The 14,808-nt window shown below is 68.5% G+C and carries 14 protein-coding genes; 12 read left to right on the forward strand and 2 right to left on the reverse strand.

Annotation, left to right across the window (positions count from 1 at the left end; all coding sequences use genetic code 11):
* The first annotated feature begins 206 nt into the window (after positions 1-206).
* The 6 genes from dhaK (at position 207) to A3CU_RS0135025 (ending at position 7,723) form a co-directional block, all read left to right on the forward strand.
* Positions 207-1,208 carry a dihydroxyacetone kinase subunit DhaK gene (gene dhaK / locus A3CU_RS0134995; protein WP_027946140.1) on the forward strand — a complete coding sequence of 334 codons (1,002 nt, stop codon included), beginning with the start codon at positions 207-209 and terminating at the stop codon, positions 1,206-1,208.
* A gap of 1 nt (position 1,209) precedes the next feature.
* A complete protein-coding gene (dhaL, locus tag A3CU_RS0135000) occupies positions 1,210-1,839 on the forward strand; it encodes a dihydroxyacetone kinase subunit DhaL (RefSeq protein ID WP_027946141.1) in 630 nt (209 codons plus the stop codon).
* Positions 1,836-2,540, forward strand: coding sequence for a dihydroxyacetone kinase phosphoryl donor subunit DhaM (dhaM, locus tag A3CU_RS0135005; RefSeq protein ID WP_027946142.1), 705 nt, complete (start codon positions 1,836-1,838; stop codon positions 2,538-2,540). The genes dhaL and dhaM overlap by 4 nt, the downstream gene beginning before the upstream one ends.
* 1,110 nt (positions 2,541-3,650) lie before the next feature.
* Complete coding sequence (locus A3CU_RS0135015) at positions 3,651-4,640, forward strand: hypothetical protein (protein WP_027946144.1); 990 nt, start codon at positions 3,651-3,653, stop codon at positions 4,638-4,640.
* Between the two features lie 123 nt (positions 4,641-4,763).
* Positions 4,764-6,530 carry a 3-hydroxyacyl-CoA dehydrogenase family protein gene (locus tag A3CU_RS0135020; protein ID WP_043843661.1) on the forward strand — a complete coding sequence of 589 codons (1,767 nt, stop codon included), beginning with the start codon at positions 4,764-4,766 and terminating at the stop codon, positions 6,528-6,530.
* A gap of 59 nt (positions 6,531-6,589) precedes the next feature.
* Positions 6,590-7,723, forward strand: a complete 1,134-nt coding sequence (locus A3CU_RS0135025) for an alkaline phosphatase family protein (RefSeq protein WP_027946146.1) — start codon at positions 6,590-6,592, stop codon at positions 7,721-7,723.
* Between the two features lie 14 nt (positions 7,724-7,737).
* On the opposite strand, the gene A3CU_RS0135030 is transcribed toward A3CU_RS0135025, so the two are convergent.
* On the reverse strand, positions 7,738-8,298 hold the full coding sequence (locus A3CU_RS0135030; protein WP_027946147.1) for a TetR/AcrR family transcriptional regulator: 561 nt from the start codon (positions 8,296-8,298) through the stop codon (positions 7,738-7,740).
* 131 nt (positions 8,299-8,429) lie between these two features.
* On the opposite strand from A3CU_RS0135030, the gene A3CU_RS0135035 reads away from it, so the two are divergent.
* From A3CU_RS0135035 to A3CU_RS0135055, 5 genes are all read left to right on the forward strand, one after another.
* Positions 8,430-9,848, forward strand: coding sequence for an MFS transporter (locus A3CU_RS0135035; protein WP_281174185.1), 1,419 nt, complete (start codon positions 8,430-8,432; stop codon positions 9,846-9,848).
* Positions 9,849-9,963: 115 nt separating this feature from the next.
* A complete protein-coding gene (locus A3CU_RS0135040; protein WP_027946149.1) occupies positions 9,964-10,263 on the forward strand; it encodes a hypothetical protein in 300 nt (99 codons plus the stop codon).
* Positions 10,264-10,321: 58 nt separating this feature from the next.
* Positions 10,322-11,074, forward strand: coding sequence for an alpha/beta fold hydrolase (locus A3CU_RS0135045; RefSeq protein ID WP_027946150.1), 753 nt, complete (start codon positions 10,322-10,324; stop codon positions 11,072-11,074).
* A gap of 48 nt (positions 11,075-11,122) precedes the next feature.
* Positions 11,123-11,488 carry a PIN domain nuclease gene (locus A3CU_RS51845; protein ID WP_211246601.1) on the forward strand — a complete coding sequence of 122 codons (366 nt, stop codon included), beginning with the start codon at positions 11,123-11,125 and terminating at the stop codon, positions 11,486-11,488.
* 244 nt (positions 11,489-11,732) lie between these two features.
* Positions 11,733-12,083, forward strand: a complete 351-nt coding sequence (locus tag A3CU_RS0135055) for a hypothetical protein (RefSeq protein ID WP_027946152.1) — start codon at positions 11,733-11,735, stop codon at positions 12,081-12,083.
* Positions 12,084-12,097: 14 nt separating this feature from the next.
* Here the strand turns inward: A3CU_RS0135055 and A3CU_RS0135060 are convergent, their stop codons facing one another.
* A complete protein-coding gene (locus A3CU_RS0135060) occupies positions 12,098-12,916 on the reverse strand; it encodes a phosphotransferase (RefSeq protein WP_027946153.1) in 819 nt (272 codons plus the stop codon).
* 92 nt (positions 12,917-13,008) lie between these two features.
* Between A3CU_RS0135060 and ctaD the strand changes: the two genes are divergently transcribed.
* On the forward strand, positions 13,009-14,790 hold the full coding sequence (gene ctaD / locus A3CU_RS0135065) for an aa3-type cytochrome oxidase subunit I (protein ID WP_027946154.1): 1,782 nt from the start codon (positions 13,009-13,011) through the stop codon (positions 14,788-14,790).
* Positions 14,791-14,808 lie beyond the last annotated feature (18 nt).

Raw genomic sequence — 14,808 nt, forward strand, 5'->3', positions numbered from 1 at the left:
ACGGGGGCGGGAAGGCAGGCCGCCCTCGCGGTAAACCGGCGGGCGACGATGGATGTCACGGCCTGGCTGCCCGCACACGTTCTGAACAACACTGACACTTCGGACGGTGTCCGCGGCAAGCGACCAAGATCATCCGTTCTGTGCTCCCCAAACTGCCGCGCACGTGATAACAAGGTCCAGGAGCGCAGCCAACGGAGGCGAGCACGATGAAGAAGATCATCAATGATCCGTCCACGGTGGTCACCGAGTCGTTGCGTGGCCTCGCCGCCGCGCATGCCGACCTGGTGCGGGTGCGGGAGGACCCGGCGGTGGTGATCCGCGCGGACGCTCCGGTGTCCGGAAAGGTCGCGGTGATCTCGGGTGGCGGCTCCGGGCACGAGCCGTTGCACAGCGGGTTCGTCGGGCGGGGAATGCTGGACGCCGCCGTCCCGGGCGCCGTCTTCACCTCGCCCACGCCGGATGCCGTGCAGGCCGCGGTCGAGGCGACCACGGGGGAGGCCGGTGCGCTGCTGATCGTGAAGAACTACACCGGAGACGTGCTCAACTTCGAGACCGCGGGCGAGCTGGCCGCGGCGGACGGTCTCGACGTGCGAAGCGTGGTGATCGACGACGACGTGGCCGTCGCGGATTCGACGTACACCGCGGGACGCCGCGGCGTGGGCGGGACGGTGCTGCTGGAGAAGATCGCCGGTGCCGCGGCCGAGCGTGGTGACTCGCTGGACGTCGTGGAAACGTTGGCGCGCCAGGTGATCGGGCAGGTGCGTTCGATCGGGGTCGCGCTCGCGGCGCCGACGGTGCCGCATGTCGGCACGCCGAGCTTCGACCTCGGCGCGGACGAGATCGAGTTCGGCATCGGCATCCACGGTGAGCCCGGCCGCGAGCGGATCAAGGCCGAACCGGCCGAGGCCCTGGTGACGCGGATGCTCGACGCGGTGGTGGAGGACCTGCCGTTCGCCGACGGCGACCGGGTGCTGCTGTTCACCAACTCGATGGGCGGCACCCCGCCGATCGAGTTGTACCTGGCGCATGGCATAGCGGAGCGGCTGCTGGCCGAACGCGGCATCACCGTCGCGCGGCGGCTGGTCGGCCCCTACATCACCAGCCTGGAGATGCAGGGCATCAGCCTCACCCTGCTGAGACTGGACGACGATCTGATCGAGCTGTGGGACGCGCCGGTTCACACGCCGGCCTTGCGATGGGGGGTCTGACATGGGATGCACCGCCGAGGACATCGCGGGTGCGCTGCATGCCGCCGCCGGGGTGATCGCCGAGCACCGGATCGAGCTGATCGAGCTCGACCGGGCGATCGGCGATGGTGACCACGGCGAGAACATGAACCGGGGCTTCACCGCCATAGTGTCCACATTGGAGGACAAGGTGCCGGATGGCCCTGGCGCGGTGCTGAAGCTGGCGGCGACCACGTTGATTTCCAAGGTCGGCGGTGCCGCGGGACCGTTGTACGGTACGGCTTTTCTGCGCGCGGCGACCTCGCTGGGTGCCGTGGAGGAGATGGACGGCCCGGCCGTGGCGACCGCGTTGCGAGCGGCCCTGGAGGGAGTGCAGGCGCGCGGAAAGGCCGTGGCGGGGGACAAGACGATGGTCGACGCGCTGATCCCCGCGGTCGCCGCCGCCGAGGCCGCCGTGGGCGAAACGGGCGCCGACGTGACCGCCGTGCTCGCGGCCGCGGCCGCCGCGGCCGCGAAGGGTGCGGAGGACACTGTGGACATGGTGGCGCGCAAGGGAAGAGCGTCCTATCTCGGTGAGCGCAGCGCCGGTCACCTCGATCCAGGGGCACGATCCACGGCCTTGATCCTCGGTGCGTTGGCGGAGGCCCGATGAGCGTCGGGCTGGTTTTGGTCTCCCACAGCGCCAAGCTCGCCGAAGGACTGGCGGAGGTGGCCGCGCAGATGGCTCCGGACGTCACGCTCGTTCCGGCCGGCGGCCTGCCCGACGGCGGTATCGGCACCGACTACGAAGCCGTCGCGGCGGCGGTCGCCCGGGCCGATTCCGGTGACGGCGTGGTGCTGCTCTACGACCTGGGCAGCGCGCAGATGACCGCCGAGCTGGTGGTCGAGTCGCTGGACGACCCGGTCGCGGTGCTCGCCGACGCGCCGTTCGTGGAGGGCGCGGTCGCGGCCGCGGTCGCCGCCCAGGGTGGGACGACCCGGGACGGTGTGGTGGCGGCCGCGGTGGCCGCGGGTGGTACGCGCGCCCAGGCGCCGGAGGCCGTGCCCGCGGAGGCGGGCACGGAACAACTGGACCTGGTGCTCACCAACGAGATCGGCCTGCACGCCCGGCCGGCCGCGTTGCTGGCCCGGAGCGTGGCCAAGCTGGACGCGGAGGTCCGGGTCCGGCTGGGCGAGAAGGAGGAGGACGCGCGCAGCGTGCTGGCGCTGATGGCGCTCGGCGCACGCAAGGGCGACCGCCTCGAGATCTCCGCGCGCGGGGCGCAGGCCGGGCAGGCCCTGCAGGCGATAAAAGACCTCGCGGAGCGGAACTTCGACGAGCCCGGCAACGTCTCTGATACATCGGCGCGCTGATCGTCACAACTCGCGCGTCCGGCATGACTGGAGGATGCGCGAGATGACTCGGTATCTGGGGGCGTTTGCCCTGTGCGCGGTTGCGCTGGTGCTTGCCGGGTGTACCACGACGATCANGGGGTCGGCGTCGCCGAATCAGGCGGTGGCGCGTCAGATTCAGGAGGAAAGGACGCCGCTGACCGCCAGTGCCGTGTTCGGCGATCTGACCACGATCGACTACTGCAGCATGTTCGATGCCCAGGCGGCCAAGGATGCCGGGGTCACCGACGTGAGCGAGCCCGTGTCGTCGTACGACGACTGTTATGTGGAGGGCAAGTTGCGGGGCCTGAAGATAGACGTCGAGCTGGGTTTTCTGGACAAGGACCAGCAGGCCAACCGGATGAAGGACCCCGTCAAAACACTGCCGCACGGTCTGGTCGCGAAGCGCGATCTCACCAGCAGGTACGGCAGTTGTGGCAACTACCTGTCCTTTTCGGATGGCATCGACCTGGACATCTACTCCTACCTTGAAGATGGCCAGGAAGGTTCGTCAGCGGCCGAAACCGGGATCTCCCAGAGCCTGTGCTCGCTGGACTCCGCTCTGCTCGACGGTGTGGTCACCGCGGTGACGCAGAAGAAGGTCGCCCACCTCACCTTCGCGCCCGGATCGCTGGGCACGGTCGACCCCTGCACGCTGATCCCGGATTCCCTGGTGCGCGAGCAGGCCGCCGTGCTGCACGAGCGGACCGGCGTGGCGTTGCCACGTGAGGCCAACCCGTCGAAACACCGCTGCCGGTGGGCGAACACGGATCGCGCCTTGCGTGCGGCGTTGTGGTTCTACATCGACAAAGCACCGGCGGCGACACCGCCGGCAACCACCGAGACGATCGGCAACCGCTCGTCGATCGTCAACGCGTCGCCTCCGGACTACTGTCAGATCGACACGGTGCTCGGCCCCGCTCCAGGGGCGAAGAATGGTGCGGTTTCGGTCGCCCAGATCTACGTCTCCCTGGGCGGTCTGGAGGACGCGTGCCCGGTCGCCCGCGCGATGGCGAACCAGGCTTGGCCGCAACTGCCGTTGAATTGAGCGCCACCCAAGGCGGAAATCGTTCGGACTGGAGGATGCGCGAGATGGCTCGGTATCTGGGGGCGTTTGCCCTGTGCGCGGTTGCGCTGGTGCTTGCCGGGTGTACCACGACGATCACGGGGTCGGCGTCGCCGAATCAGGCGGTGGCGCGTCAGATTCAGGAGGAAAGGACGCCGCTGACCGCCAGTGCCGTGTTCGGCGATCTGACCACGATCGACTACTGCAGCATGTTCGATGCCCAGGCGGCCAAGGGCGCCGGGGTCACCGACGTGAGCGAGCCCGTGTCGTCGTACGACGACTGTTATGTGGAGGGACAGCTCCATGGCCAGAAGGTCGACATAGAGCTGGGTTTCCTGGCCAAGGGCCCGCAACCTGGCCGGGTACCGGACCCCACCAAGACGTTGCCGCGCGGTCTGGTCGCGAAGCGTGACCTCGGCGGCGGGTACGGCAGCTGCACCTACTTCCTGTCCTTTCCCGACGGTATCGACCTGGACATCTACTCCTATTTGGACAATCCGTCCGGCAGTGTGAGCAGCGAGGACCTGTGCTCGATGGCCACCGCTGTGTTCAACGGCGTGGTCACCGCGGTGACGCAGAAAAAGGTCACGCACCTCACCTTCGCCCCGGGATCGCTGGGCACGGTCGATGCGTGCACGCTCATCCCGGACTCGCTGGTGCAACAGCAGACCGGCCTGCCGCTGCAGCGTGAGCAGAACCCGTCGAAGCATCGCTGCCGGTGGTCGAACTCGGGTATCGGCGTACGCGCGGCGTTGTGGTTCTATATCGACAAGCCGCCGGAGGCGCTGCCTCGGACGACCACGGAGACGATCGGCAACCGGTCGTCGACGGTCACCCCGACGAGTCCGGCCTTCTGCCTGGTCGACACGGTGATCGGTCCCGCTCCCGGGGCGAAGGACGGCCAGGTCGCGGTCGCCGAGACCTACGTGAACCTGAGCAATGTGGGCGGCAAGGACCCGTGCGCCATCGTGCGCGCGATGGCGGCGCAAGCCTGGCCGCAGTTGCCGTCGAGCTGAAGACTCTTCGGAAGCCTTGCGTGGCTCCGCGGGTGGCGGGGCAGGAAAATCGTTCGCGTTCGCGCGAAATGCCCGGTCGTGGCACCATGGTTGGGTTACCAGTGGGTAACTGGAGAGGTCGCCATGGTGATCGCGCGCGTCGGAGTGGTCGGACTCGGCACGATGGGCTCGGGGATCGCCGAGGTGCTCGCCCGGTGCGGCCTCCACGTCGTGGGCGTCGAGCTCGACCGGAACGGGATGGCCCGCGGCCGCCGGCACATCGAGCGCTCCAGTGAACGGGCGGTGGCCGGTGGCAAGCTGGACCCGGCGGACCGGGCCGCGCTGCTGGAGCGCATCAGTTACACCACCGCGCTCACTGACCTCGCCGATGTGGACTTCGTGATCGAGGCCGTGCCGGAAAGCCTGGACCGCAAGGCCGAGGTGTTCGCGCAACTGGACAAGATCGTCGGCCCGGAGGTGGTGCTGGCGTCCAACACCTCTTCGTTGTCGGTGACGGAGATCGGCGTGCACACCTCGCGGCCGGGCAAGGTCGTCGGGATGCACTTCTTCAACCCCGCACCGGTGCTGAAGCTGGTGGAGATCGTCCGCACCGTGGTCACCGAGCCGGACGTGACCGCCCAGGTGGTCGCCTTCGCCGAGCGCCTCGGCAAGACACCCGTGGTGATCGGCGACCGGGCCGGGTTCATCGCCAACGCGCTGTTGTTCGGTTATCTCAACCACGCGGTGCGGATGCTCGAGCAGCACTACGCGACCCGAGAGGACCTGGACGCGGCGATGCGGCTCGGCTGTGGGTACCCGATGGGCCCACTGGCATTGCTGGACCTGATCGGGCTGGACACCGCCTACGAGATCCTCGACTCGATGTACCACCAGTCACGCGACCGGCTGCACGCGCCGACCCCGCTGCTCAAGCAGATGATCACCGCGGGCTTGCTCGGCCGCAAGAGCGGCCGGGGGTTCTACACCTACGACGCGAAGGACTCGCCGGTCGTCGTCGACGCGGTCCCGCTGTCCACAGTGGATTCCGCAATGGTGCGCGAGGTCGGCCGGGTGGGCGTGGTCGGCGCCGGGACCATGGCGGCCGGCATCGCGGAGGTCTTCGCGAAGTGCGGGTACGACGTGGTGTTGCGCGCTCGAACCCGGGACAAGGCCGAAGCCGCGCTGGAGAAGGTAAGCGGCTCGCTGGGCCGGGCGGTGCGCAAGGGGAAGCTGTCCGAAGTGGCCGGCCGGGCGGCGTTGGAGAAGATCGAGCCGGTGACCGACCTCGCAGCACTGTCCGAAGTGGACCTCGTGGTGGAAGCGGTCGCCGAGGAACTCATGGTCAAGCGCGAGGTCTTCGCCGCGCTGGACAGGGTGACCCGGCCGGGCGCGATCCTGGCCACGACGACGTCGTCCCTGCCGGTCATCGACTGCGCCGCCGCGACCGGTCGCATGCCGGACGTGGTCGGGCTGCACTTCTTCAACCCCGCTCCGGTGATGAAGCTGGTCGAGGTGGTGGCCACGATCGCCACCGCGCCCGAGGCGGTGGCCACCGCGCACGCCGTCTGCGCCGCGGCTGGCAAGCATCCGGTGCATTGCACCGACCGCGCCGGTTTCATCGTGAACGCGTTGCTCTTTCCGTACCTCAACGACGCGGTGAAGATGCTCGAAGCGAATTACGCGCAGGTCGAGGACATCGACACCGCGATGAAGGTGGGCTGCGGCTTGCCGATGGGGCCGTTCGAGGTACTCGACGTGGTCGGCCTCGACGTCTCACTGGCGATACAGCGAACCCTCTACCAGGAGTTCAGCGAACCCGGTTTCGCGCCCGCGTCGTTGCTGGGACACCTGGTCACCGCGGGCCGTCTCGGGCGCAAGACCGGCAAGGGATTCCACGACTACACCCACTGACCAGTGAGTTGTCGACCTGATATCCGACAAGGCCAGAAAATTTTGACAAACTAAGGGTTGTGGAACTGCCAATCGTGGACGATCGGCCGCATCTCGCCGAGGTGGTGCCGTCGGTGCTCGCCGTGCTCGGCGTCGGCGAGTTCACCAACACCCTCGGCCTCGGCGAGTTTTCCGGGGCCTGCGTGTTGCTGGTCGACGGCCTGGGCTGGGAGTTGCTCGACGAGCACGCCGCCGAAGCGCCGGTGCTGGCCTCGCTGCGGCGGACACCCCTGCAGGTCGGTTTCCCGTCCACGACGGTCGCCGGACTGTCCGCGATCGGCACCGGCCTGCGCTCCGGCGAGCACGGGATGGTCGGTTACACCTTCGACGTGCCGGGGACCGGTGTCATCAACGCGCTCCGCTGGCGCCGGCATCCGGACGGCTCGGACCTGGCGGGAATCCTCCGGCCCGAGGACGTCCAGCCGCTGCCGACCACGTTCGACCGGGCGGTGGCCGCCGGCGTCGATGCCCGCGTGGTGTCCGACGCGCGGTTCGCCCGCTCGGCCCTGACCAGGGCCGCTCAGCGCGGTGCCCGTTACGTCGGCGTTCATGCGTTCGGCGACCTCGCCGCGGCCACGCTGGAGGCGTTGGGGCGTGCGGGTGGCTTCTGCTTTGCCTACCACGGCCGGCTCGATCTGCTCGGCCATCTCTACGGCCCGTCCTCGACCGCCTGGCGGATGCAGCTGCGCCAGGTCGACCGGCTGGTCGAGTCCGTTGTGGACGGTCTGCCGCCGGGCCGGCTGCTCGCCGTGGTGGCCGATCACGGCATGGTGAGGATGGACGGCACCGTGGTGGATCTGGACCGGATGCCCGAACTGTTCGACGGCGTCCGCGACATCGGTGGCGAGGTGCGCGCCCGTCATGTCTACAGTGGACAAGGCGCGACGGCGGACGTGCTGGCCGCCTGGCGCGAAACGTTCGGCGACCGGGCCTGGGTGGTGACCAGGGAGGAGGCGATCGCCGCGGGCTGGTTCGGCCCGGCGGTGAGCGAGCGGGTGCGGCCGAGGATCGGGGACGTGCTCGTGCTGGCCCGCGGCGGGTTCGGCATGCTGCGACGCCAGGCCGAGCCGGAGGAGTCGGCCCTGGTCGGTCAACACGGTTCCATCACCGATGCCGAACGGCTGATCCCCCTCGCCGTCGCCTACCGGGAATAGCGTCGGCACGGCTGCTATGTTTGCGGCTTCAGCCCGTCCAGGGTGACGTTGAGCAGGCGCTCGGTGGCGCTCGGATTCGCCTCCGTGCCCACGGCCACGCCGTGGGCCAGCAGGAGAAGATCGCGTGGCTCCACGTCGGTGCGCACCACACCGGCTTTCTGCGTGGCGTCGAGGATCGCCGTGACCGCTTCGGCCATCACGATCTTGCACAGCTTGAAGGTCGCCGAGTCGGAGTCCATCGCGGCCTTCAGCGCCGTCGCGAGCCCGCGTTTCCGCAGGGCGAAGCCGACTTGCTCGCGCATCCACAGCGCCAGCGCTTCACGAGGCTCGTGCTCCTCGAGCAACTGGTAGGCCAGGTCGCTGAGCCGCTTGATGTCGTCGCTGTAGACGGCCTCCAGCAGGTCTTCGCGGCGCGGGAAGTGGCGGTAGAGGGTGCCGGCCCCGACGCAGGCCTTACGGGCGATGTCGTCCAGCGGTGCCTCCGGCCCCTGGTCGAGGAACACCTCCCGGGCCGTGGCCACGATCCGTTCGTAGTTCCGGCGCGCGTCCGCGCGCATCGGCCGGGGTGCTGTCATCGGCGGCCTCCTGACTCAACCGGACAGATTCTCCGGATTGGGTTGCGCATCCGGAGAGCTTCTCCATATGATAGCTCCAGCGGAAGTGGAGAGCCTGTCCGCTTACTTCGTGAACCCCAATGGAGCACTTCTTGTCTGGAACAACCCTGTCCGTAAACGCTCCACCGGCCGAAACCCGGCAGCGGCCCGGCATTGTGCTGGCGACCCTGCTCACCTGCCAGCTGATGATCGTGCTCGACGCCACGGTCATGAACGTGGCGCTGCCGCGGATCCGGTCCGACCTGAACTTCAGCGCTGCCGGCCTGTCGTGGGTGCTCAGCGCCTACACGCTCGTCTTCGGCGGCCTGCTGCTGCTCGGCGGGCGGGCCGGTGACCTGTTCGGCCGGCGCCGGGTGTTCATCGCGGGAATCTCCCTGTTCACCCTGGCCTCGCTCGCCGGTGGCCTGGCCGAGTCCCCGACCTGGCTCATCCTCGCCCGGATCCTGCAGGGCGTCGGCGGCGCCGCCGCGGGACCGAGCACCCTCGCCCTGCTCACCACGACCTTCACCGAATCCCGCGAGCGGATGCGCGCGCTGTCGCTGTTCTCGGGAATGTCCAGCGCCGGGTTCGCGGTCGGGCTCATTCTCGGCGGCCTGCTCACGCAGTGGCTGGGCTGGCGCTCGGTGATGTTCATCAACGTGCCCGTCGGCGTCGCCATCGTCGTGCTCGCGGCCCGCTTCGTGCCGGAACCCGAACGGCACCCGTCCCGCCTCGACCTGCTCGGCGCGGTCACCGCGACCGGTGGTGTCGGCGCGCTGGTGTACGGGTTCATCCATGCCGCGTCCGCCGGGTGGGGTGACCGCCCGACCCTGGTCTGGCTGGCCGCCGGCGTGGCCCTGCTCGCCGCGTTCCTGATCGTCCAGATCCGCTCGGCGCACCCGATGATGCCGCTCCGGCTGTTCGCCGACCGCACCCGGCTGAAGGCATACCTGAACTTCCTGCTCGGGCCGATGGCGGGTATGTCGACGTTCTTCTTCCTCAGCCAGTACCTGCAGGAGGTCAACGGCCTGGGTGCGCTCGGCACCGGTTTCGCCTTCCTTCCCATGGCGCTGCTGGTCTTCACGATGAGCCGGCTGATGCCGCGGTTGCTGCCGCGGGTCGGCCCGAAACGGCTGGCGGTGGTGGGCACCGTGCTGATGGCCGGCGGGCTTGCGCTGCTCACCGGGCTGGGCGTGCACACCGCGTACTTCCCGACGCTGTTTCTGTCGATGCTGTTCACGGGCGTGGGGATGGGCCTGGCCTTCACCCCGCTCAACGTGATGATCATGGGCACGGTCGAGGCGCGGGACGCGGGGGCCGCGGGCGGCGTGCTGCAGACCATGCAGCAACTGGGGGCCACGCTCGGCCTGGCGATCCTGGTCACCGTTTTCGGTTCGGCGACCAGGGATGTGGTCGGCCCCGCCGCGCAGACCCTGGTGACCGGCATGACCGCCGCGTTCGTCGCCTCCACACTGATCGCGGGTGTGACCTTCCTGGTGGCGCTGACCTTCCCCCGCAAGATCGCGCAATGACCGTGGCGGCGGCGGAGGCGTCCCGCTTCCGGCCACGCACCTCCGCCGCCAAGGTCCAATTTGGACGTGCCATGCTCGTGGCCGGAGGGTCGAGTAGGCGGTTACCGTGGGCCACGTGCCCCGACGTAACCGGCCCCAGCGCGCCGCCCATTCCGATCGTCGCGACCCCGGAGCGACCGCGGGATGGGCCCGCGCGGAGGCCGCTTCGGACGGCGACTGGCTGGTCCGCACCGTGCCGGGCGCGCAGGCGGTGAAGGTGTACCGGTGTCCCGGCTGTGACCATGAGATCCGGCCGGGCACGCCGCACGTGGTGGCGTGGCCGGCTGACGAGACCGGCTCGGTGGCCGACCGGCGGCACTGGCACCGCGGGTGCTGGGAAGCACGGGCGCGTCGCGGTCCCACCCGCCGCCGCTGATCACCGCGCAGCCGCGTCACAGCACGGCCGTCGCGGCGGTGTCGGTCACAATGGGCGCATGGCCGATCTGCCGCTCGTCTTGTTGCATGCGTACCCGTTCGACGCGCGGATGTGGAACCCGCTCCGCGAATCGCTGACGGCCCGAATCCGGCTCATCACCCCGGACCAGCGCGGTCTTGGCCGCACGCCGTTGCCCGACACCGTCCGCGAGCCCGGCCTCGCGGACGCGGCGCGAGATCTGCTCGCTCTGCTGGACAAGCTGCAGCTGGACCGGGTCGTGCTCGGTGGCTGCTCCCTCGGCGGCTACGTGGCCATGGCGCTTCTTCGGATCGCTCCGGAACGCGTCGGCGGGCTCGTGCTGATCGACACACGGGCGAGCGCCGACTCGCCGGAGGCCGCCCGCAACCGCCTGGTCACGGCGGAACGGGCGGAGTCCGAAGGGATCGGGGGCTGGCTTGCCGACTCGATGCTGCCGAACCTGCTGTCGGACAAGGCCCCAGCCGACGTCACACGGAGTGTCCGCGACCTGATCGAATCACAGTCGCCCTCGGGGGTGGCGTGGGCACTGCGGGCGATGGCCGCCCGGCCGGACTCCTTCGACGTGCTCACCGGCCTTGACGTGCCCACGCTGGTCGTGGTGGGGGAGGAGGACTCGCTGACCCCACCCGAAGCCGCCCGCGCGATGGCGGACGCGCTGCCGGACTCCGAACTGGTGGTCATCGCCGGCGCGGCCCGCCTGACCCCGCTCGAAGCCCCCGGCGCGGTTTCCGATGCCATCGTGTCGTGGTGGGAACGCCGCTTCTCCGGTTGAGCGAACGAACTACCCGACCTAGCCACTAGGTATCTCGGATGCCGGATTTTGCGGGAGCCCAAGCTTCGGAGCGCGTGGTCAGATCAGCTTATCGCCGGTGTCGTCGCGACCTGTCCGGTTGTCGAGTTGGAATTCCTCTTTTCCGCGCGGTCGCTTTCGGATCGTCTGGAAAAGGTGCGGCTGCTCCACGATTTGTTCGGCAGGGTGCCGATGAGTGACCACGCCTGGCAGCGCGCGGCCGAGGTTCAGCAGCGACTCACGGAGACCGGAAAACATCGGTCGGCCGGCCCTGTTGACCTGCTGATTGCTGCCACCGCAGAGCAGGAAAGTCTCACCGTGTTGTGTGATGACCGCGATTTCGAGACCGTGGCCGGTCGGGCCGGACAGCCCGTAAAACTGGTCACCGATATCTGATGCCCCCAACAGTCACTTGGCCTGAAGCAGTTGGCCGGGTTGAAACCCGGTCGGCGATGCGTCACGGATGCTGATCGTCTCCCCTTCTCGCGGATGAGGTCCCACGTCGACATATCGAACAACTGCGGTCTTTTCGCCGGTGGTATCCAGGAAAGATCTGGGTCGTCCCTGGATTGCGAATCCGTCAATATCATGGATGCGCTAGCCTTCGAGTGGCTGTTTCGGTATCGGGGGTGGAGGGCCCGTGGCGTTGGAGATGCGCCGTCTGTACGAAGTCCGGATTCACGGGTTCGCGAACGGTGAGGAGGCGCTCGCGTTGCAAGCCCCGATAGCGCGAGCTTTGTGCGCCGACGAGATGCACGCGGGCCCCTGTGACGTGCCATGGGGTTTTATTGTCGGCGATGAGGAGGAGACCGTCGCCCTCATTCTGGGCATCTACGCAACCGTAGGACAGGCCGCGGACGTGGCAGGGCGGGTACGTGCCATCGCGGGCGAGACCCGGCCGGTTTCGGTGAACGAGGATGACACCGACCAGTTCGAGGGACTGGTGGAGCAGCACCGGATCGAAAACGAAGCCGGCGCCGGCCCCCAGTGACCGTCCGCGTCGCGCTATCCGGACGTGCCGACGAATTCCGCGAGCGCGGCGTGCGCTTCACCGAGCCGCTCCGGGAACCTTCTCGCCACCACGAACCGCCAGCACACGGCGAGCAGCGAACGCAGGGTCAGGAACGGGGCGAGATCGGGCATCTCGCCCGGATAGGCGGCCACGGCTGCCCTCCCGTCGACCCGGCCGCTCAGCGCCAGGCAGGCCAGGTCCCAGCCCAGCGGGCCGCGGCAGGTGTCCTCGAAGTCGAGCCACCGCGGGCCGGCCGGGGTGGCCAGGAGGTTCCCCACGTGCGCGTCGCCGTGCAGCGCCTGGACCGGCCCCTCGAGCACGAGCTCGTCGAGGATCTCGCGCAGCCGGGCGACCGGCACGTCACCGTCGAGCCGGTCCAGCCAGCGGCGCACTTCGGTGACCGGGCCGGTGGGCAGCTTGCCGGGGAACTCGCGCAGCGGCCCGTGCAGTTCCGCCAACGCCGCCGCCACCTCCGCGGGCGTGAACCGATGGCCGGGGTCGTGGCGTGTGAAAGGCCACAACGTGACCGGCAACCCATTGGCGAAGTGTGGTCCGGGGTCCTCCCAGGGCGCCACGACCGGTGCGCCACGGTCGGCGAGAAATGTAGAAAGGATCACATCGCAGGCCAGCCGCTGGGCGGTGTCGGCGCGCGCGAGCAGCGTCGTCGCGGGCACCCGTGCGACCACTGGACCCATTCTGACCAGCACATTCGCCTTCGTGGCGAGGACCTGAGGGTCGTCGTGGGGCAGGCCGAGGCGGCGCCCCACCGCCACCGCGGCGGCGAGTCCGGCGGCCGTGAATCGGTCGGTCATCGGCAGATCCTCCCAGCCGGTGCACAACCCCGTTGATGGCGAGGGATACGATCCGAACGCCGGTGACCACCACGAAGTCTTGGAGGCAGGGAGTGACAGCCGTAGCCCCCCAGCCGATCGCCACGCGACCTTACCCGGCGCGGGAGACGGTTAAGGGTTCGTTCGTGCTGCGGTTGTTCCGCACGACGGACCACAAGCAGATCGGCATCATGTACCTGATCACGTCGTTCGCCTTCTTCATGGTGGGCGGCGCGATGGCCATGCTGATCCGCACCGAGTTGGCCCGCCCGGGACAGCAGTTCTTGTCCAATGAGCAGTACAACCAGCTGTTCACCATGCACGGCACGATCATGCTGCTGTTGTACGCGACACCGATCCTGTTCGGGTTCGCGAACTTCATCATGCCGCTGCAGATCGGTTCGCCCGACGTGGCGTTCCCGCGGTTGAACGCGTTCTCCTACTGGCTTTACCTGTTCGGCGGCATCATCGTGGTGGCCGGGTTCCTCACCCCGGGCGGCGCGGCCGACTTCGGCTGGTTCGCCTACACCCCGCTGTCGGACGCGATCCACTCGCCCGGGGTGGGCGCCGACATGTGGCTCTCCGGGCTGGTCGTGTCGGGTCTGGGCACCATCCTGGGCGCGGTCAACATGATCACCACGATCATCTGCCTGCGGGCGCCCGGCATGACCATGTACCGGATGCCGATCTTCACCTGGAACATCCTGGTCACCAGCCTGCTGGTCCTGATCGCGTTCCCGATCCTCACCGCGGCGCTGATGGGCCTGCTCATCGACCGCCACCTCGGCGCGCATCTGTTCGACGCGGAGACCGGCGGTGTGATCCTCTGGCAGCACCTGTTCTGGTTCTTCGGCCATCCCGAGGTGTACATCGTCGCTCTACCGTTCTTCGGCATCGCATCGGAGATCCTCCCGGTGTTCTCCCGTAAGCCGATGTTCGGTTACAAGAGCCTGGTCTGGGCGACGCTGGGCATCGCCGCGCTGTCGGTGGCGGTGTGGGCGCACCACATGTACGCGACCGGCGCCGTGCTGCTGCCGTTCTTCTCGTTCATGACCTTCCTGATCGCGGTGCCCACCGGCGTGAAGTTCTTCAACTGGACCGGCACCATGTGGAAGGGGCAGCTGAGCTTCGAGACGCCGATGATCTTCACGATCGGCTTCCTGGTCACGTTCCTCTTCGGCGGTCTGACCGGTGTCCTGCTCGCCGCCCCGGCGATCGACTTCCACGTGTCGGACTCCTACTTCGTGGTGGCGCACTTCCACTACGTGCTCTACGGCACGATCGTGTTCGCGACCTTCGCCGGGATCTACTTCTGGTTCCCGAAGATGACCGGCCGGATGATGGACGAGAAGCTGGGGAAGCTCCACTTCTGGACCACGTTCATCGGCTTCCACGGCACGTTCCTGGTGCAGCACTGGCTGGGCGCGGAGGGTATGCCCCGCCGGTACGCCGACTACCTGTCCACCGACGGGTTCACCACGCTGAACACGATCTCCACCATCGGTGCCTACATCCTGGGCGCGTCGACCCTGCCGTTCATCTACAACGTGTTCAAGTCGTACCGGTACGGCGAGATCGTCACGGTGGACGACCCGTGGGGCTACGGCAACTCGCTGGAGTGGGCCACCTCGTGCCCGCCGCCTCGGCACAACTTCACCGAGCTGCCCCGGATCCGGTCCGAGCGGCCCGCGTTCGAGCTGCACTACCCGCACATGGTCGAGCGGATGCACCGCGAAGGCGAGATCACCTTCACCGGCAAGGCGAAGCTGCATGGCGGTGCGAAGACGCCATCGCAGGTCCTCACCGAGGCGGTCATCCCCGGCTCACACGACAAGGACAACGCGGGCGAACAGTGAGTCCGTCACCAGGGCGTT

It is taken from the genome of Amycolatopsis taiwanensis DSM 45107 (assembly GCF_000519205.1).
GTDB classification, from domain to species: Bacteria; Actinomycetota; Actinomycetes; order Mycobacteriales; family Pseudonocardiaceae; genus Amycolatopsis_E; species Amycolatopsis_E taiwanensis.